20 protein-coding genes and 1 tRNA gene are annotated in these 16,439 nt (G+C 69.3%); 18 read left to right on the forward strand and 3 right to left on the reverse strand.

Annotation, left to right across the window (positions count from 1 at the left end; all coding sequences use genetic code 11):
- Positions 1–3: 3 nt before the first annotated feature.
- A complete protein-coding gene (locus OG984_RS29365) occupies positions 4–750 on the reverse strand; it encodes a GAP family protein (protein ID WP_328529618.1) in 747 nt (248 codons plus the stop codon).
- Positions 751–868: 118 nt separating this feature from the next.
- Here OG984_RS29365 and OG984_RS29370 point away from each other — a divergent pair, with 118 nt between their 5' ends.
- From OG984_RS29370 to OG984_RS29390, 5 genes are all read left to right on the forward strand, one after another.
- Positions 869–2,194, forward strand: coding sequence for a sensor histidine kinase (locus OG984_RS29370; RefSeq protein ID WP_328529619.1), 1,326 nt, complete (start codon positions 869–871; stop codon positions 2,192–2,194).
- Positions 2,191–2,838, forward strand: coding sequence for a response regulator transcription factor (locus OG984_RS29375; protein WP_328529620.1), 648 nt, complete (start codon positions 2,191–2,193; stop codon positions 2,836–2,838). The genes OG984_RS29370 and OG984_RS29375 overlap by 4 nt, the downstream gene beginning before the upstream one ends.
- Before the next feature lie 108 nt (positions 2,839–2,946).
- Positions 2,947–3,372: a ribonuclease domain-containing protein gene (locus OG984_RS29380; protein WP_328529621.1), complete on the forward strand. Its 426-nt coding sequence runs from the start codon at positions 2,947–2,949 to the stop codon at positions 3,370–3,372.
- A 239-nt stretch (positions 3,373–3,611) separates the two neighbouring features.
- Entirely contained in the window at positions 3,612–5,822 is a 2,211-nt protein-coding gene (locus OG984_RS29385) for a transglycosylase domain-containing protein (RefSeq protein ID WP_328529622.1), read from the forward strand.
- Positions 5,823–5,912: 90 nt separating this feature from the next.
- Positions 5,913–6,875 (forward strand): GNAT family N-acetyltransferase, encoded by a 963-nt coding sequence (locus OG984_RS29390; RefSeq protein WP_328529623.1) that lies wholly within the window; start codon positions 5,913–5,915, stop codon positions 6,873–6,875.
- On the opposite strand, the gene OG984_RS29395 is transcribed toward OG984_RS29390, so the two are convergent.
- Positions 6,870–6,946, reverse strand: a tRNA-Ile gene (locus tag OG984_RS29395). The two genes, OG984_RS29390 and OG984_RS29395, sit on opposite strands and share 6 nt — an antisense overlap.
- Before the next feature lie 209 nt (positions 6,947–7,155).
- Here OG984_RS29395 and OG984_RS29400 point away from each other — a divergent pair.
- The 12 genes from OG984_RS29400 to OG984_RS29455 are packed head-to-tail and all read left to right on the forward strand — an operon-like array spanning position 7,156 to position 13,459.
- Positions 7,156–7,818 (forward strand): hypothetical protein, encoded by a 663-nt coding sequence (locus tag OG984_RS29400; RefSeq protein ID WP_328529624.1) that lies wholly within the window; start codon positions 7,156–7,158, stop codon positions 7,816–7,818.
- A 3-nt stretch (positions 7,819–7,821) separates the two neighbouring features.
- Entirely contained in the window at positions 7,822–9,195 is a 1,374-nt protein-coding gene (locus OG984_RS29405; protein WP_328529625.1) for an SRPBCC family protein, read from the forward strand.
- A gap of 2 nt (positions 9,196–9,197) precedes the next feature.
- Complete coding sequence (locus OG984_RS29410) at positions 9,198–9,452, forward strand: hypothetical protein (RefSeq protein WP_328529626.1); 255 nt, start codon at positions 9,198–9,200, stop codon at positions 9,450–9,452.
- 3 nt (positions 9,453–9,455) lie between these two features.
- Complete coding sequence (gvpJ, locus tag OG984_RS29415) at positions 9,456–9,932, forward strand: gas vesicle protein GvpJ (protein ID WP_328529627.1); 477 nt, start codon at positions 9,456–9,458, stop codon at positions 9,930–9,932.
- A 2-nt stretch (positions 9,933–9,934) separates the two neighbouring features.
- Positions 9,935–10,684, forward strand: coding sequence for a GvpL/GvpF family gas vesicle protein (locus OG984_RS29420; protein ID WP_328529628.1), 750 nt, complete (start codon positions 9,935–9,937; stop codon positions 10,682–10,684).
- Positions 10,675–10,911, forward strand: a complete 237-nt coding sequence (locus OG984_RS29425) for a gas vesicle protein GvpG (RefSeq protein WP_328529629.1) — start codon at positions 10,675–10,677, stop codon at positions 10,909–10,911. Before OG984_RS29420 ends, OG984_RS29425 begins: the two co-directional genes overlap by 10 nt.
- Positions 10,904–11,167 (forward strand): gas vesicle protein GvpO, encoded by a 264-nt coding sequence (locus OG984_RS29430; protein ID WP_328529630.1) that lies wholly within the window; start codon positions 10,904–10,906, stop codon positions 11,165–11,167. The genes OG984_RS29425 and OG984_RS29430 overlap by 8 nt, the downstream gene beginning before the upstream one ends.
- A complete protein-coding gene (locus tag OG984_RS29435) occupies positions 11,164–11,526 on the forward strand; it encodes a gas vesicle protein (RefSeq protein ID WP_328529631.1) in 363 nt (120 codons plus the stop codon). The genes OG984_RS29430 and OG984_RS29435 overlap by 4 nt, the downstream gene beginning before the upstream one ends.
- Positions 11,513–12,310: a GvpL/GvpF family gas vesicle protein gene (locus OG984_RS29440; RefSeq protein WP_328529632.1), complete on the forward strand. Its 798-nt coding sequence runs from the start codon at positions 11,513–11,515 to the stop codon at positions 12,308–12,310. The genes OG984_RS29435 and OG984_RS29440 overlap by 14 nt, the downstream gene beginning before the upstream one ends.
- The gene (gvpJ, locus tag OG984_RS29445; RefSeq protein WP_328529633.1) at positions 12,307–12,504 is read left to right on the forward strand and encodes a gas vesicle protein GvpJ; all 198 of its coding nucleotides are present in this window, start codon (positions 12,307–12,309) and stop codon (positions 12,502–12,504) included. Before OG984_RS29440 ends, gvpJ (OG984_RS29445) begins: the two co-directional genes overlap by 4 nt.
- Positions 12,504–13,127, forward strand: coding sequence for a GvpL/GvpF family gas vesicle protein (locus OG984_RS29450; RefSeq protein ID WP_328529634.1), 624 nt, complete (start codon positions 12,504–12,506; stop codon positions 13,125–13,127). Before gvpJ (OG984_RS29445) ends, OG984_RS29450 begins: the two co-directional genes overlap by 1 nt.
- A 29-nt stretch (positions 13,128–13,156) precedes the next feature.
- Positions 13,157–13,459, forward strand: a complete 303-nt coding sequence (locus OG984_RS29455) for a gas vesicle protein K (protein ID WP_328529635.1) — start codon at positions 13,157–13,159, stop codon at positions 13,457–13,459.
- Between the two features lie 5 nt (positions 13,460–13,464).
- On the opposite strand, the gene OG984_RS29460 is transcribed toward OG984_RS29455, so the two are convergent.
- A complete protein-coding gene (locus tag OG984_RS29460) occupies positions 13,465–14,931 on the reverse strand; it encodes a serine/threonine-protein kinase (RefSeq protein WP_328529636.1) in 1,467 nt (488 codons plus the stop codon).
- A gap of 133 nt (positions 14,932–15,064) precedes the next feature.
- Between OG984_RS29460 and tyrS the strand changes: the two genes are divergently transcribed.
- Positions 15,065–16,336, forward strand: a complete 1,272-nt coding sequence (gene tyrS, locus OG984_RS29465; RefSeq protein ID WP_328529637.1) for a tyrosine--tRNA ligase — start codon at positions 15,065–15,067, stop codon at positions 16,334–16,336.
- Positions 16,337–16,439: the final 103 nt, after the last annotated feature.

Consider the following 16,439-nt stretch of genomic DNA (forward strand, 5'->3'; position numbering starts at 1 on the left):
GCCTCAGCCGAACAGCGGCCCGAGCGCGGCCCGGGCGAGCAGGAACCCGACGATCCCCACCGCCCACGCCGTGGCGCTCGCGGCGTGCTTGATCAGCCAGCCGTCGAGCAGTGCCAGCGGTCTGGCGACGAGCGGCGCGGCCAGGACCCGCAGCGCCGTGAGGACGAGCGCCGGAGCGATCATCACCGCGCAGTACGCCAGGACCCACAGGCCCGAGACGGGCCACTCCGGCCCCTCGGTCCCGATGATTCCGATCGCCGCGAGGTAGGGGAGCATCGAGGCGGCCTCGACGAGCCCGGCGAGCACCGCCATCGCTGCCAGTGCGGACGCCGAGCCGGACTCGGAGGCGACCGCCCGCTCGCGCCAGCGAAGCAGCCGGCGCGGGGTCTCCGGGGCGCGCTCCTTCGCCGATCTCGGTGGGTCCAGCTTGAAGCTCCAGGCGAACAGGCCGACGCCGACGAGCAGCTGTCCCCACAGGAACGCACGCGAGTCGCGCAGTCCCGCGAGCGTCTCCGCCACGGCCGATCCGCCCAGCAGGATCGCGATGCCGAGCAGCGCATAGAAGCCGGCGATGGCGCCGAGATAGACCAGGATTCGCCCGGCTCGCACCCGCCCGGGCGCCATCAGCAGCCAGACCGGGATGAGGAGAGTGCCGAAGCTGGTCGAGTCGATCAGCGCCAGCACCGCCAGTGCGACGTACGTCGCCGTGCCGCCCAGATCGCCGGTCAGTGGGCCGAGGTCGATGTCCATGCCCCGAGCCTCGTGCGCGCGGTGTCCACCGGGCGTCGGCCGAACCGGTGATCCTTCGAGGCGGGGATACATCCTTTGGATGACCCCGGAGCGGCGGCGTACGTGCTGAGATGGTGTCGTGGACCGCCCGACCCTGCTGCAGCAGCTGCCCGCGGCGCTTCTCGGCGGTGGCACCAGTCTGCGCGCCGGGGACCGGCGCCTGGCCTGGCTCGATGCCGGCGTCGTCCTCGTCGCCGGCATCGCGCTCTACGCGCTGGGCCAGGTGGGGACCGTACGCGGCCTGCACCCGTTCGGCCTCGGCTCCGACAACGCTCCGTCCTGGTGGCATCTGCTCCCGCTTGCGCTCGCGGCCGGCGCGCTCGTGCTCAAGCGTCGTCGGCCGCTGGCCGCCATGACCGTGGTCGCCCTCTGCGTCGGAGCGGATCTGCTGATCGGGGGCAGCGTCGCGATGGTGGTGGTGCTCTGGGACGCCCTCTTCGCGGTCCACCTGCATGGATCGCTCCCGGCACGCCGCCTCACGACGGGGACGGTCGTCGCGGTCATCGCAGCCGCGGTCATCGCCACCGCGGCGGCCACCGCCGACCCGCGCACGCCCGCCGTGCTCGCGCTCACCCTCGTCGCGCTCGTGGTCACGCCGATGTGGTGGGGAGACAACGTACGTCAGGGCAGCGAGCTCGCCGACGCGGCGGACGAACGTGCCCGGCTCGAGCGTGAGCGCAGCGCCGCGCTGCTGCGCCTGGCCGACGCCGAGCGGCACGACGCTGTCAGGGCGGAGCGCTCCGCGGTCGCCCGCGACCTCCACGACGTGGTCGCCTCGCACCTGTCGGCCATCGCGCTCACCTCGGGCGCGGCGCTGGCCGGCGATCAGGACCCCGAGCGGGACCGGGCGGCGCTGCGGTCGGTGCGGGCCGAGAGTCTGGCCTCCCTGGACGACATGCGTGCCATGATCCGGGTACTGCGTGCGGACGAGGAGCCTGGGGAGGCCGAGGATCTCACCGCCGCCTCCCGCACGGCCGACCTCGGCCCGGTCCTGGAGCAGGCCCGGCTGGCCGGTCTGTCGCTGCGGGTCGAGGACCCCGGCGGGCTGCTCGACGGCGCAGACCACGCGCTGCCGGTGGCGGTCGACCACGCCGTCTACCGGATCGTGCGCGAGTCCCTCACCAACGTGCTCAAGCACGGTGGCGGCACGGCTGAGCTGCGGCTGATCCCCGGAGACGCCCTCGAGGTCGAGGTGAGCGACGAGGGCGGCGCGAACGCCCCGGCCGTCGAGACCGGGGTCGGCACCGGCACCGGGCTGGTCTCGATGCGCGAGCGCGCCGAAGCTCTCGACGGCACCTTCGAGGCCGGCCCTGCCGGCAGCGGCTGGTGGGTGCGCGCCGTTCTCCCGCTGCCCGCGGCGACCACGAGCGCCGACAGCGCGCCGGAAGGAGGTACGAGCGCATGATCCGTGTCCTGCTCGCCGACGACCACGCGGCCATCCGGGCGGGCCTGCGCATGCTGCTGGCCACCGCCGGCGACATCGAGGTGGTGGGGGAGGCCGCCGACGGCGCGACCGCGGTCGCCAACGCCCGCGCGCTGCGTCCCGACGTCGTGCTGATGGACGTACGCATGCCGGGCACCGACGGCGTGACCGCCACCCGCCAGGTCGTGGACGAGGGGCTCGCCGACGTACTCGTGCTCACCACCTTCGACCTGGACGAGTACGTCTTCGGTGCGCTGCGCGCCGGAGCAGCCGGGTTCCTGCTCAAGTCGGCGGAGGCCTCCGCGCTGATCGACGCGGTCCGGCACGTCGCCGCCGGTGACGGCGTGGTCGCCCCGGAGGTGACCCGCCGGGTGCTCGCCGAGCTGACCAACCCGAGGCAGCCGTCCGCGGCTGCCACCGAGACGCGGCTTCCGGCCGATCTCACCCCGAGAGAGCGCGATGTGCTGGCGGCCCTGGGCCAGGGTCTGTCCAACGCCGACATCGCGGAGCGGTTGGTGATCTCCGAGGCGACCGCGAAGACCCACGTGTCCCGGGTCCTGGCGAAGCTCGAGGTCACCTCGCGGGTCCAGGCGGCGATCGTGGCCCGCGAGGCCGGCGTCGTCTGAGACGCGGACACCGCCGAGAGTTCACCGGTTCGTGACCTCGGGAGCCCCTATCCGGGCGGATCAGGTAGCAGAATTACCTGCGTCCGTAACGCACACACTGGAGGATTCATGTCCGGGAAGAACCGCTCCGTGCTCACCATCGTCAAGCTGCTGCTCGCAGCCCTCGTCGCCACCACCGGCCTCGTCGGTGCCGGTCTCGCCACCGCTCCGTCCGCGAGCGCCTACTACAACCCGAGCTGCACCCACAGCGGCTGTGCGGAGGCGCGCAGCTCCAACAGCACCTGGAAGTCGATGGGCTATCCCTCCAGCCGCGGCTGGTACGACTGGGCCCCCACCGGAACCTGCAACTTCGCCGGCGGCACCTACAACAACTACGAGGGCGAGCTGCCTACCGGCCGCTCCTACCTCGAGTTCGACGTCACCCCGCGCGCCTGTGGCGCCGCGCGTCAGTCCTACCGGATCGTCGTCGACCGCAGCTCCGGTGCGGTGTACTTCACCCCGGACCACTACAGCACCTTCTACAAGCTGGTCTGACTCGTTGAAGGGGCCTCTGACCTGGGACGACACCGACGCGCTCGCCCAGGTCAGAGGCCCTTTCGTACGCCACGTGCAACCTGAGACCCCGCTGAGACGTTCTGGACACGACGCCGAGGATCGCGTCGGGCCTGGGAGCCCGCCGTACTCTTGGTTCGTTTGTGACCGCGGGAGGGGACATCTTGAGCTGGCAGGGCAATCCGCCTTACACACCCACGCCGAAGCCGAAGAAGAAGCGGGTGAAGAAGGTTCTGAAGGCCTTCTTCGTGCTGATTCTGGTGGGCGCGCTGATCGGCACCCTGGGTGTGATCGTGGCCTACAACGCCATCCCGATCCCGAACGCCAACGCGGCCTACGAGAAGGAGACCTCCTTCGTCTACTACCGCGGTGGCAAGGAGGAGCTCGGCCGCTACATCGCCGACTCCCAGGACCGCGACTCGCTGCCGTACGACGAGATCCCGCAGCTGATGAAGGACGCCGCGGTCGCCGCCGAGGACCGCACCTTCTGGACCAACAGCGGCATCGACATCAAGGGCATCCTGCGCGCTGTGGTCAACAACAACACCGGCGGCACCCAGTCCGGCGCCTCGACGATCACGCAGCAGTACGTCAAGAACCTCTACCTCACCCAGGAGCGCACCTACACCCGCAAGGTGAAGGAAGCGGTCATCTCGCTGAAGATCAGCCGGCAGAAGTCCAAGGAGGAGATCCTCGCCGGCTACCTCAACACCATCTACTTCGGCCGCGGTGCCTACGGCATCGAGGCGGCGTCCAACGCCTACTTCGACAAGCCGGCCGCGAAGATCAACCTCCGGGAGGCAGCCGCGCTGGCCGCCATCCTCAACGACCCCAACGACCTCGATCCCAGCAACGGCGAGGAGTCGGTTGCCGAGCTCGACGGCCGCTACCGCTACGTCATCAACTCGATGGTCAAGATGGGCATGGTCGACGCCGCCGAGGGGGAGGAGGCCAAGGCCTCGCTGCCGAAGTTCAAGAAGCCGCGCTCCGACAGCCGCTACGGCGGCCAGAAGGGGCACGCGCTCAAGCTCGTGCGCGACGAGCTCCTCAAGCTCGAGGACGAGCAGGGCAACCAGCTGGTCACCGAGGACGAGATCAACGGCGGCGGCCTGCGGATCACCACCACACTGACCAAGAAGACGATGAAGACCGTGGAGGACGCGGTCAACGACGTACGTCCGGAGGACAAGAAGGCGTACGTCGAGGGCGACGTCTCCGACGAGCTCCACGTCGGCGCGGCCACCGTCGACGTCAAGACCGGCGCCCTGCGCGGCTTCTACGGCGGCCAGGACTACCTCGAGTCGCAGATCAACTGGGCCGCGAGCAGCGCCACCATGGCCGGGTCGACGATGAAGCCGTTCACCCTCGCCGCCGCGCTCAGGGCGGGCTACTCGCTCAAGGACAGCTGGAACGGCAACTCGCCGATGGAGTTCCCCGGGGGCGTGAGCATCCGCAACTCCGGCCAGAGTGCTGCCGACCCGTACGGCCACAGCTACGGAGCCAACGTCAGCAGCCTCCAGGCGATGGAGGACTCGATCAACACCGCCTTCGTGGAGATGTCCGACTCGCTGCCCAACGGCAGCAAGGACGTCTACGACATGGCCGTACGCGCCGGCATCCCGCGCGGTGACCGCAGCGACGCCAACTACCCGGGCATCCCGATGAAGTCCGGCGGCGACATGCGTCCCGACAACTTCCTGCTCACGCTGGGCAACTCGACGGTCAGCCCGATCAACATGGCCAACTCCTACGCCACGATCGCCAACGGGGGAATGCACAACGACGTCTTCGTCGTCTCCAAGGTGGTCGACGCCGATGGCACGGTCCTCTACGAGCACGACGACACCGAGACCAGCCGGCGGGCGATGGACGAGGAAGTCGCCGACGACACCTCCTACGCCCTCCAGCAGGTCGTCTCCAGCGGCACCGGCCAGGCCGCCAGCGCGGTGGTCCAGCCGGCCGCCGGCAAGACCGGCACCGCGACCAACGACAAGGACGAGGTCTCCTCGGCCTGGTTCGTCGGCTACACCCCGCAGCTCTCCACCGCCGTCGCCTACAGCCGCGGACAGGGCAGCGGTGCCCTCGACGGCTGGCTCGACACGTTCTTCGGCGCCGACTATCCGGCCGACACCTGGGTCGAGATCATGGGCCCGCTGACCGACGAGCTCGACTACGAGCAGTTCCCCGAGCCGGCCTGGCTCGACGGCGACGCCCCGGAGGAGGGTCACGCGCCCTACGTCCCGCCGAGCCCCGACCCGGAGCCGACCAAGGAGCCGTCGCCGTCGAACACCCCGGTGCCGTCCCAGACGCCGACGCCCACTCCGACGCCGACCCCCACTCCGACGCCGACGCCCACTCCGACGCCGACCAAGTCGCCCGGTCCTCCGGATCCTGATCCCGAGGACCCGTCGACCGAGCCCGGGCCCGTCTGAGGCGCCTCGGGTCGGCATCAGATGACGTGTCAACGCTTGCTGGGGGACCTCACTTCCCGCGACCTTGCTCGACACGGTTAGATAGAGCCCGTGTCTGTGATCGCCCCCGTTGACGTCCACGATGACACCGCTCTGAAGGCTTGGTACGCCGTGGAGGCGGCATCGATGGCCTTCGACCGACCCTACGCGTCACATCGCACCTACGAGGCGCTGGCCAACTCGGTCCGGATGCCGCACGACCACGGCCGCCGGGTCCTGCTCGCTGCGAAGGAGCAGGGCGAGACGATCGGCATCGCCGAGCTCGATCTCCCCGAGGAGGAGCGCAGCCATGTCGTCGAGCTCGGGATCCACGTCCTTCCCGTGCACCGCTGGCGCGGCGTCGGCACCGAGCTGTGGCGAGCCGCCGACGACGTACGTCGCACCAACGGCCGCACCCTGACGACCGCCGAGGTGACCATCCCCCCGAAGTCCTCCCTGGCCTTCGCGCGGGCGCTCGGCTTCAAGTCCGTACGCCGCGAGGACCACCTCGCCGCCGACCTCCCCCTGCCGCACAAGCCCTTCAACGTGCTCGGCTACGAGATCCTGATGTGGGAGGACCGCACCCCCGAGGAGCTGCTGGCGCAGTTCGTCGGCCTGCGCAACCAGATGGGCAAGGAGATGCCGGGCAAGTCCCAGGAGGACATGGTCGCCCACACCGCCGACCGCATCCGCTCGGCGGAGAAGAGCACCGCCCGTTCCTACGACCGCATCACCGCCGCCGCCCGCGAGATCCTCACCGGCGAGCTCGTCGGCTACTCGGTCATCTTCCTGGCCCACGGCAGCGACGAGGCCATCCAGGACGACACCTTCGTCAAGTCCGCCCACCGCGGCCACAAGCTCGGCCTGGCCCTCAAGGTCGCCACCCTCGCCGCCGTCCAGCGCGACCACCCCGAACGCACCAGCATCCACACCTGGACCGACCCGTCCAACGACGTGATGCAGCGCATCAACCGACAGTTCGGCTTCCGCAAGATCGAGCTCATGCACGAGGTCCAGCGCACCGATCGTTGGTAGGCCGTGCGGGGCTCGAACCCGCGACCCAAGGATTATGAGTCCTCTGCTCTAACCGACTGAGCTAACGGCCCGCAGGGGAGCCTATCGGGACCCGGCACGCTCCCGCGCTCAACCCTCGTCGTTGACGGCGATCGTCCGGCGGCGTACCGACGCCTGCGCGTCCCTCTCGGTGTCGTCGCCGAATCGCGAATTCGCGCCGCCAAGGTATGCCCCGCCATGCATCGGGTACCTCCCGGGGTACGCGGGTGGTTGGAGGGCCGCCCGAGGAGGGAGCACCAACATGTCTGTCACCACACGAGTGGGAACCGCTGTCGCGGCGGGTTATGTGCTCGGGCGCTTCAAGAAGCTTCGACTCGCCGTGATCGTCGGGTCAGCGCTCAGCAACAGCGCCGTTCGCGACCGCAGCCTCGAGCTGTTGAAGATCGGTACGCAGAGCCTTGGCGGCTCGTCGGACGTACAGAAGCTCGGGCAGCAGGTCAGCGGAAAGCTCGTCATGGCTGGTAAGGCGGCCGCGGTCGCCGCGGCCGCGAGCCAGATCGACAAGCTCAGCGATCGGTTGCACGAGCAGAGCACGCTCTGGAGCGCGTCGTCATCTGATGAGGACGCCGACGAGGACACCGACGAGGTTCCGGAGGACGAGGAACCCGAGGACGAGTACGAACCCGAAGACGAACCCGAAGACGAAGCCGAGGGCGAGGAGCCTGAGGACGAGTACGAGGAGGAGCCTGAGGACGAGGCTGAGGAAGAGCCCGAGGACGAGTACGACGAAGAGGCGGAGGAAGAGCCCGAGGACGAGTACGAAGACGAGGACGAGCCCGAGGACGAGGCGGACCAGCAGGACGAGGCCGACCAGCAGGACGAGGACGAGGAAGAGGAGAAGCCGCGCCGGCGCGCGCGGAGCTCCCGTCGTCAGCGCGCAGGTGCGCCGAGAGGAGGTGCCTGAGTCATGACGGAGCAGACACGCAAGAAAGCGGCTTCCGACACGGAGGACTCGGGCCTTCTGTCGCAGCTCCCCGTCGATCGGCTGCGTAAGGAGGTCCTGGGCCTCAGCCGCGCCTTCGGGAAGCGGAGCCTGAGCAAGCTGGGCAGCGGCGTCGAGGGGCTCACCGACCGACTGACCGGCATCGCCGACGGTGTCCCTTCGATGAGAGGGGCGAAGGGGTCCAAGGGTGGCTCGACCGTGAAAGCGGGGGCGAAGGCGGCCGTCGACAAGGTGACGGCGCCGGTCGGCAAGGTGAAGAACACCGCCGCCCAGGTCAAGGACACGGCGACTCAGGTCAAGGACACCGTTGACAAGGTCTCGGGCGGTCTCAACAAGAGCGAGCAGCCCACCGGCAAGAAGCTCAAGGTGACCAACATCGTCGAGACCGTCGACGTACCCGTCAGCCGGGACGTCGCCTACGAGCAGTGGACCCAGTTCGAGGAATTCCCGTCGTTCATGAAGAAGGTCGAGAACGTCACCCAGGAGGACGACCAGGTCGTGACCTGGCAGGCCCAGGTGTTCTGGTCCCACCGCACGTGGAAGGCAACCATCCTCGACCAGGTTCCGAACGAGCACATCGTGTGGAAGAGCGAGAGCGAGAAGGGACGCATCGACGGCGCGGTCACCTTCCACGAGCTCGCGCCGAACCTGACCCGGATCCTCGTCTCGCTCGAGTACCACCCGAAGGGCCTCTTCGAGCACACCGGAAACCTCTGGCGGGCCCAGGGGCGCCGGGTTCGCCTGGAGATGAAGCACTTCCGGCGTCATGTGGCCAACCACACGCTTCTCCACCGCGAGGAGATCGAGGGGTGGACGGGCGAGATCCATGACAAGGAGGTCGTGGACGACGGTTCCGGCGAGGGGTCGGAGAGAGGGCAGAAGAACGGCTCGGAGAAGCGTCGGGAGCAGAGCGGGAGGACGAAGGCCCGTACGACGAGCAGCTCCCGGAGCTCCGAGAAGTCGTCGTCGAGCAGCACGACGGGCAACGGGTCTTCCAACAGCAGGTCTTCCGCGAACGGGTCGTCCGGTGACAAGCCGCAGGCGAGGAGGACGACCGCGAAGAAGGCCGCTGCCAAGAGGCCGGCAGCCAAGAAGACAGCTGCGAAGAAGACGGCTGCCCAGAAACCGGCGGCCAAGAAGACCACGACCACGCGGCGCCCGACGAAGCAGAGTGCGAGCAAGCAGAGCGCGAGCAAGCAGAGCGCGAGCAAGCAGAGCGCGAGCAAGCAGAGCGCGAGCAAGCAGAGCGCGAGCAAGCGGAGCGCCAGCAAGCAGAGCGCCAGCAAGCAGAGCCCGAGCAGGCGTACGTCCTCCGGCTCCTCCACGAAGGCATCCTGACCATGGCCGAAGACGACGAACGCCGTGTCCAGGAGCTCGAGCGCAACGTCGAGGAGCTCATGGTGGAGGTCGATCGCTATCGGACCGCCACCGAGGACGCCTTGCAGCAGCTCGACTGGTGCATCGGCTACTTCGTCGGGTGCGGGAAATCCGGCCTGGCGAGGTCGCTCGGCGCCAACCGGGCCTACATCCGCAGGCACGTACTGAAGCGGGCCGAGCAACCCGTGCCCGCTGGCACCCCGGCAGAAAGCGACTGAGTCATGACCATCACCCAGCAGAACCGGTACCTCGACCGCCCGGCTCCGAGCAGCCTCGCCGACGTCATCGACACGATCCTCGACAAGGGTCTGGTGATCGACATCTATGTGCGTGTCTCGCTAGTCGGCATCGAGCTGCTGACGATCGACGCCCGCATCGTGATCGCCAGCGTCGACACCTACCTACGCTTCGCCGAGGCGGTGAATCGGCTGGACCTCACCGACACCCAGACGCACGGCATCCCGGAGCTGATCGAGGGGGTGACCGAGTCCGGGGCCAAGGGGAAGACATCCGGAGCGATCGAAGGAGCCAAGGAGAAGCTGGGGAGCATTCTCGGCGGCGACGACGAGGACTCCGACGAGGACGCCGACAAGGACGCAGACGAGGACGACGACGAGGACCAAGGCCAGGGTCGCAAGCAGCCGGCTCGGCGTACTCGGAAGAGCACGTCCAGACAGACGAAGGCGAAGGAGGACTGACCGTGCCTGTCCACATCTACGGAGTCACGGACACCTCGGTCGCCATCCCTGCGGACCGGAAGGGACGAGCCTCACGTCCGCTGCGTCGCATCGACGGCGATGGTTTGCGGGTGCTCGTGAGCGACGTGGACGCCGACTCGCGCGTGATGCGCGAGGACCTGATGGCCCACGCCCACGCGCTCGAGGCGATGGCCGCGGCCGGCACGGTGCTGCCGATGCAGTTCGGCGTCGAGATGCCGGACGACGACACTGTACGCCACGAGCTGATCGAGAGCCGGGGCGGAGAGATCCGCTCGCTCCTGGAGCGGTTCGACGGCCTGCTCCAGCTCAGCGTGTCGGTCGAGCTGAACGAGGAGGAAGCCCTCCGGGAGGCGCTGCGACGCGATCCTGACCTCGTCGCCCTGCGCGACCACGTACGGCGTGCGAGCCCGGGGGAGCGGCCCTCGTCCGAGCTGCGCCTGGGCGAGGCGATGGCCGGCGCGCTCGACATGCTGCGGGCCGAGGTCGGCGACCGTGTCGTCGACGAGCTGGTTGCGGTCGCCCGGGCCGTCTCGCTCGGCGAAGCCCGTGGAGCGCTGCAGGCGGTCGAGGCCGCGCTGCTGGTCGAGCGCGACCGACAGAGCGAGGTCGACGCGACGGTGACCACCCTGCGCGACGACCTGACGCCGTTGGCAGCCCTTCGCTACGTCGGCCCGCAGCCACCGTACGCATTCCTCGATGCCGCGTCGTCGGAGGTGCCCGCATGGGGCTGATCACCCAGCTGCTCACCCTGCCGATCGCGCCCGTACGCGGTGTGGTCTGGGTCGGCGAGAAGATCCTCGAGGAGGCCGAGAGCCAGTACTACGACCCGGCCGCGATCCAGGCCGCGCTCGACGACGTCGACGCCCGCCATCAGGCAGGTGAGCTGACCGACGAGGAGGCGGCCGCCCTCGAGGAGGAGCTGGTGCAGCGGCTGATGGCCGGAGGCTGGCATGACTGACTCGTCCCTGTCGACGATCGCCGAGCACGTGCTCGAGGAGCTCGAGGCGCTGGTGGGCTGCCCCGCCGAGGGCGTGACCGCGATCCGTCGCGACGACGACGGTTGGATCGTCACCGCGGACATTCTCGAGCTCGAACGAGTCCCGGAGACCACCGACGTGCTCGCCTCCTACGAGGTGACCGTCGACAAGGACGGTGAGATCACCGGCTACCGCCGCGTCAACCGTTACCTCCGAGCCCAGGTGGACGATCGATGAGCGAGACACCGCGTACGCCGGTCTTCGTCAACAACCGGCCCCAGCCATCTTCTCAGAACCTCGCCGACGTGCTCGAGCGCGTGCTCGACAAGGGCATCGTCATCGTCGGCGACATCCAGGTCCGGCTCCTCGACATCGAGCTGCTGACCATCAAGGTCAGGCTCATGGTCGCCTCGGTCGACCGCGCCCGGGAGATGGGCATCAACTGGTGGGAGGGCGACCCGTTCGTCAGCAACCTCGCGGACGAGGAGAAGCGGGACGAGGAGCTCGACCTCCGCAAGCGCCTCGAGGCGCTCGAGCGCAGCGTCGGCGAACAGAGCCAGATCGTGGAAGGTGAGACGAGCCGTGAGCGCCGCTGACCCGACCACCGTCGTCCATGCGTACGGCCTCGTGCACAGGCCCCGGACGCTGCCCGACCACGGCATCGCCGAGGCGGACCTACGCACCATCGGCTTCCACGACCTCGAGGTGGTCGTCAGCGATCTGGCCGCGGAGTCGTTCGGCGAGGCCGCGTGGGCAGAGCACGGCGAGGACACCCGCTGGGTCACGCCCGTCGCTTCGGCTCACCACGAGGTGCTCCAGGATCTGGTCGACCGCGGTGACGTGCTCCCGTTGCAGCTGCCGGGCATCTACCGGAACGACGAGGCGCTGGTCGCCGCGCTGGAGTCGAGCCGCGCCCATCTCGAAGGCGTCTGGCGGTTCCTGAGCGGACGTGTCGAGTGGTCGCTGCAGGTCTTCCCGACCTCGGCTCCGCGCAAGTCCGAGGTGCCCGCGCCCCGCAGCGGCCGGGAGTACCTGGAGCGACGCCGGTCCCAGCAGGACGAGCGCGACGAGCAACGCGGACGGCGCGAGCGCCTCCTGGCGAACACCCACGAAGCGCTGGCTCGCGAGGCGGTCGCGAGCGTGGTCAGAGCCCCTCTCGACAGCGCCGTGACCGGCCGCGAGGAGCCGATGCTGCTCAACAGCGCCTACCTGGTGCCACGTGAGAAGGAGCGGCGGTTCCTCCGGGTCGCCGAGGAGCACCACAACCAGCTGGTCGTCGACGCGGGCATGCGCGTCGAGGTGAGTGGCCCGTGGCCGCCCTACAGCTTCGTCGGTGCGGGGGAGCGGCGCGATGACGACCTGACCGGGACGGCGTCGTGACGCTCGAGCATTCCCCGGCCCTCGACGAGACGTCGCTCGTCGACCTCGTCGACCGTCTGATCGACGGCGGTGTCGTCGTGGGCGGCGACATCGTGCTGTCGCTCGCGGGCGTCGACCTCGTCTACCTCGGCCTGCGCCTGGTGCTCGCCCCCGCCCACAAGGTCTCGCCGCCCGACTCCGGGAGGCAGCGGTGATGCTCCTCTACGCAGTGGCCGCCGCGGACGCCGGCAGCACGGGGGAGGAGGTCGACCTCCCGCTCCGGGCACACCGATCCCGTGGCCTGACCGTCTTCGCGGAACCGCGTACGCAGCCACCCCAGCGCTCGACGCGCGAGCTGCTCGGGTTCGGGCGCGCCCTCCACCAGCTCTGGGCGTATGTCCCGGTGCTGCCGATGCGCTTCGGGACGGTCGTCCGAGACGACGACGAGCTGGACCGGCTCGTCGCCGAGCACGAGAGCGAGTGGAGCGATCGGCTCGCCGCCGTCACCGGACACAGCGAGTGCATCGTCCACCTCCTGATGCCGGCCCGCGCCGCGACGGTGCGGACCGGGTCGGACTATCTCCGTCGACGGGCGATGGAGGTGAAGCAGCGCGATGCCGAGACCGCTGAGCTGCAGGCCCTGCTCGCACCGTACGCCTCGGAGATCAGGCCCCTGCCGCCCGTCCGCCCGCACGAGGTGCGACTGGCGGTCCTGGTTCCGGACGAGCACGTGGAGGCGGTCCGAACGGTAGTCGAAGAGTGGTCCACGAACGGGCCCGAGGCGACCGTCACCGGCCCGTGGCCACCGTTCAGCTTCTGTCAGGAGGCGGGCGAGTGAACCGGCCCGACGACTCCGCCCCGTGGCCCTTGGACCTCGACGACGAACGCGACCTGCCGTCGGCGTTGAGCCGGCGCATCGACGCCGATCCCGAGTCCGTGGAGAAGGGGCTCGTGCAGCTTGTCCTCACCCTCGTGGAACTGCTCCGGCAGCTGATGGAACGGCAGGCGATCCGGCGCATGGATGCCGGCGGCCTGAGCGACGACGACATCGAGCGCCTGGGACAGACCCTGATGCTGCTCGACGAGAAGATGACGGAGCTGCGTGACCACTTCGGTCTCACCGCCGAGGACCTCAACATCGATCTGGGCCCGCTCGGCAAACTGCTCTGACGTGCTCAACCCTCGCTGTTGATCAGGTAGCGCCCGTCGGCGTAGACGAGCCCGAGCGTCACCGTGCCGCCGTCCTGGCGGCCGTCCTTCATCGTGTACCTGTAGGTGTAGGTCACCTTGAGCGGGTCGACGCTGGGTGAGACCGACACGACGCTGGTGCTGTCGACGGAGCCCCACCAGTCGCGATAGCCCTCGAGCCCGCCGCTGCTCGCCTGGAACGCCGGGGTCAGCATGGAGCTGTAGGCGCTGTCGGGGTTCGCGGGAGCGGTGGCGAGATAGCTGCGGATGAAGGCGTCGATGCCCTCGGCGCTCGCGCCGGCGGTCTGGCTCGCCGACGGGCTCTCGCTCGGGGTCTCGCTGGCGGTCTCGGTAGGCGTCGGCTCCTCCGACGGCTCCTCTGACTCCTCCTCGGCGGCGTCCTCGGTCTTCTCGTCGGTGGCCTCCGACAGCGGCGACGCGGAGGCGACCTCCTTCGGCTTCGCGGTCGGCTCGTCCCCACGGTTGGCCCACAGCGCCCCGCCGACCAGCAGCACCAGTGCTGCGGCCACGACGGCGACCACCGGCCACCACCTGCGGCGGCCGGCCGCGGCCGGCCGCGACGCCACCGCGGGTGCTGGGGCCTCCACCGGAGCCGGAGCCGGCGCCGCGACGGCGGTGAGCGTCTGCGTACGCATCGCCACCGGCTCCAGCTTCTCGGCCGCGATCCGCCCCGCCAGGAAGTCGAGGACGTCCTGGGCCGACCACCGCTCGGCCGGGTCGTAGGCCATGGTGTGCTCCAACAGCGGCGCGAGCCGGCCGGCCAGCGGCGTACGCGGCGGGTCCTCGTGCACCACGCGATACAGCGTCGCCAGCGCGTTGTCGCCGATCCCGTAGGGCGGCTCGCCGGTCAGCGCCTGGAAGAGCGTGGCCCCCAGCGACCACATGTCGCTGGCCGGGCTGGCCCGGCCGCCGGTGGCGATCTCCGGAGCCAGGTATGCCGGCGACCCGGTCACCTGCCCGGTCTGGGTGGTCTGGGAGTCGACGCCGCGGGCGATGCCGAAGTCGGTCAGCTTGGCACGGTCGGCACGGCCGACCACGATGTTGGCGGGCTTCACGTCGCGGTGGACGATGCCGGCGGCATGGGCGGCGCGCAGGGCGGAGGCGATCTGACCGATCAGCCTCGCGGCGTCCTCGACGGTCAGGGGACCGTCGTCGCGCACCATGTGGGCGAGGGTCTTCCCCTCGACGTACTCCATCACCAGCCACGGCTTGTCGTCGTCGCGCACCAGATCGAAGACGGCGACGACGTTCGGGTGGACCAGTCGTGCCGCGAGCCGTGCCTCGCGTTCGACCGCGGCATCGGACACGCCGTCGAGCGCGACCAGCTGTTTGAGCGCGACGGAACGTCCCAGCACGTCGTCGGTGGCGAGCCAGACGGCCCCCATCGCTCCCCGGCCGAGCTCCCTCTCGAGCCGGTACCTCCCTGCGATCACCCAGGTCCCCTCAAATCTCGTCGCGAACGCCAGTGGTCAACTCTAGGGGGTATCGCCTACTACCCTTGCTTCCGGGACAACCCGTTCCGGGCCCCGGAAACACCATCTGAGAACGATCTGAGAAAGGCACCACGTGTCCATCGATCCCACCCTCCTCGACGACCTCGAGTGGCGAGGCCTCATCGCCGACTCGACGGACCGCGACGCGCTCCGAGAAGCGCTGGCCGGCGGGAGTGTGCGGTTCTATATCGGGTTCGACCCCACCGCGCCGAGCCTCCACATGGGCAACCTCCTCCAGATCACCATGGCGATGCGCCTGCAGCAGGCCGGCCACACGCCCTACGTACTCGTCGGCGGCGCCACCGGCATGATCGGCGACCCGCGCGATTCCGGTGAGCGCACCCTCAACTCGCCCGAGACCGTCAAGGAATGGGTCGGGAAGGTGCGTAGCCAGATCGAGCGATTCGTCTCCTTCGAGGGCGAGACGGCCGCGACGATGGTCAACAACGCCGACTGGACGGCGTCGCTGTCGGTGATCGACTTCCTGCGTGACATCGGCAAGCACTTCCCGGTCAACCGGATGCTTGCCCGCGACACGGTGAAGAAGCGTCTCGAGGACGGCATCTCCTACACCGAGTTCTCCTACATCCTCCTGCAGTCCATGGACTACCTGAACCTCTTCCGTACGCACGGGGTCAGCCTCCAGTTCGGTGGCTCGGACCAGTGGGGGAACATCACCGGCGGTGTCGAGCTGGTCCGCCGGGTCACCGGCGAGACCGTTCACGCCTTCACCACTCCGCTGATCACGAAGGCCGACGGCACCAAGTACGGCAAGACCGAGGGCGGCGCCCTCTGGCTCGACCCGACGATGATGTCGCCCTACGCCTTCCACCAGTTCTGGCTCAACGTCGAGGACGCCAAGGTCGGGGAGATGCTGCGCGTCTTCACGTTCCTGTCCCACGAGGAGATCGAGACCCTGGAGGCTCAGCACGCGGAGAAGCCGTTCCTGCGGGTGGCACAGAAGGCGCTGGCCGATCACATGACGACCCTCGTCCACGGGGCGGGGGAGACCGAGCAGGCCAAGCAGGCCGCAGCCGCGCTCTTCGGGGGCGGCGACCTGGCAACCCTGAGCAGTACGACGCTGGCCGCCGCGATCACGGAGGCCGGTGCCGTCGAGGTGGAGCGTGGTGAGGAGCTGCCGACGTACGTCGACCTCTTCGTCGCCGCCGGCCTGGTCTCCTCCAAGGGGGAGGCCCGCCGGACGATCTCCGAGGGCGGTGCGTACGTCAACAACGTCCGCGTCGAGGACGCTGAGGGCGCGCTCGACGAAAAAGAGTTGCTCGGTGACGGCTGGGTCGTCCTGCGCAGGGGCAAGAAGAAGTTCGCCGGCGTACGCCTCAAGTAGCCTCTGACCTGCGAGAACGCCCTGGCGAAGGTGACAGCCTTCGCTGGGGCGTTCCTCGATTTGGCAAGCGCGTCACGGAGGCGTAATGTTCATCTGGTCGCCG

The sequence above is a fragment of the Nocardioides sp. NBC_00368 genome (assembly GCF_036090055.1).
In the GTDB taxonomy this organism is placed as follows: domain Bacteria; phylum Actinomycetota; class Actinomycetes; order Propionibacteriales; family Nocardioidaceae; genus Nocardioides.

Excerpts from the sequence above, each read along its gene's own strand:
- OG984_RS29405 (WP_328529625.1), top strand. The coding sequence starts at position 7,822 with ATGACGGAGCAGACACGCAAGAAAGCGGCTTCCGACACGGAGGACTCG.
- OG984_RS29400 (WP_328529624.1), top strand. The coding sequence starts at position 7,156 with ATGTCTGTCACCACACGAGTGGGAACCGCTGTCGCGGCGGGTTATGTG.
- gvpJ (WP_328529627.1), top strand. The coding sequence starts at position 9,456 with ATGACCATCACCCAGCAGAACCGGTACCTCGACCGCCCGGCTCCGAGC.
- OG984_RS29435 (WP_328529631.1), top strand. The coding sequence starts at position 11,164 with ATGAGCGAGACACCGCGTACGCCGGTCTTCGTCAACAACCGGCCCCAG.
- OG984_RS29410 (WP_328529626.1), top strand. The coding sequence starts at position 9,198 with ATGGCCGAAGACGACGAACGCCGTGTCCAGGAGCTCGAGCGCAACGTC.
- OG984_RS29425 (WP_328529629.1), top strand. The coding sequence starts at position 10,675 with ATGGGGCTGATCACCCAGCTGCTCACCCTGCCGATCGCGCCCGTACGC.
- OG984_RS29375 (WP_328529620.1), top strand. The coding sequence starts at position 2,191 with ATGATCCGTGTCCTGCTCGCCGACGACCACGCGGCCATCCGGGCGGGC.
- OG984_RS29430 (WP_328529630.1), top strand. The coding sequence starts at position 10,904 with ATGACTGACTCGTCCCTGTCGACGATCGCCGAGCACGTGCTCGAGGAG.
- OG984_RS29450 (WP_328529634.1), top strand. The coding sequence starts at position 12,504 with ATGCTCCTCTACGCAGTGGCCGCCGCGGACGCCGGCAGCACGGGGGAG.
- OG984_RS29365 (WP_328529618.1), bottom strand. The coding sequence starts at position 750 with ATGGACATCGACCTCGGCCCACTGACCGGCGATCTGGGCGGCACGGCG.
- OG984_RS29380 (WP_328529621.1), top strand. The coding sequence starts at position 2,947 with ATGTCCGGGAAGAACCGCTCCGTGCTCACCATCGTCAAGCTGCTGCTC.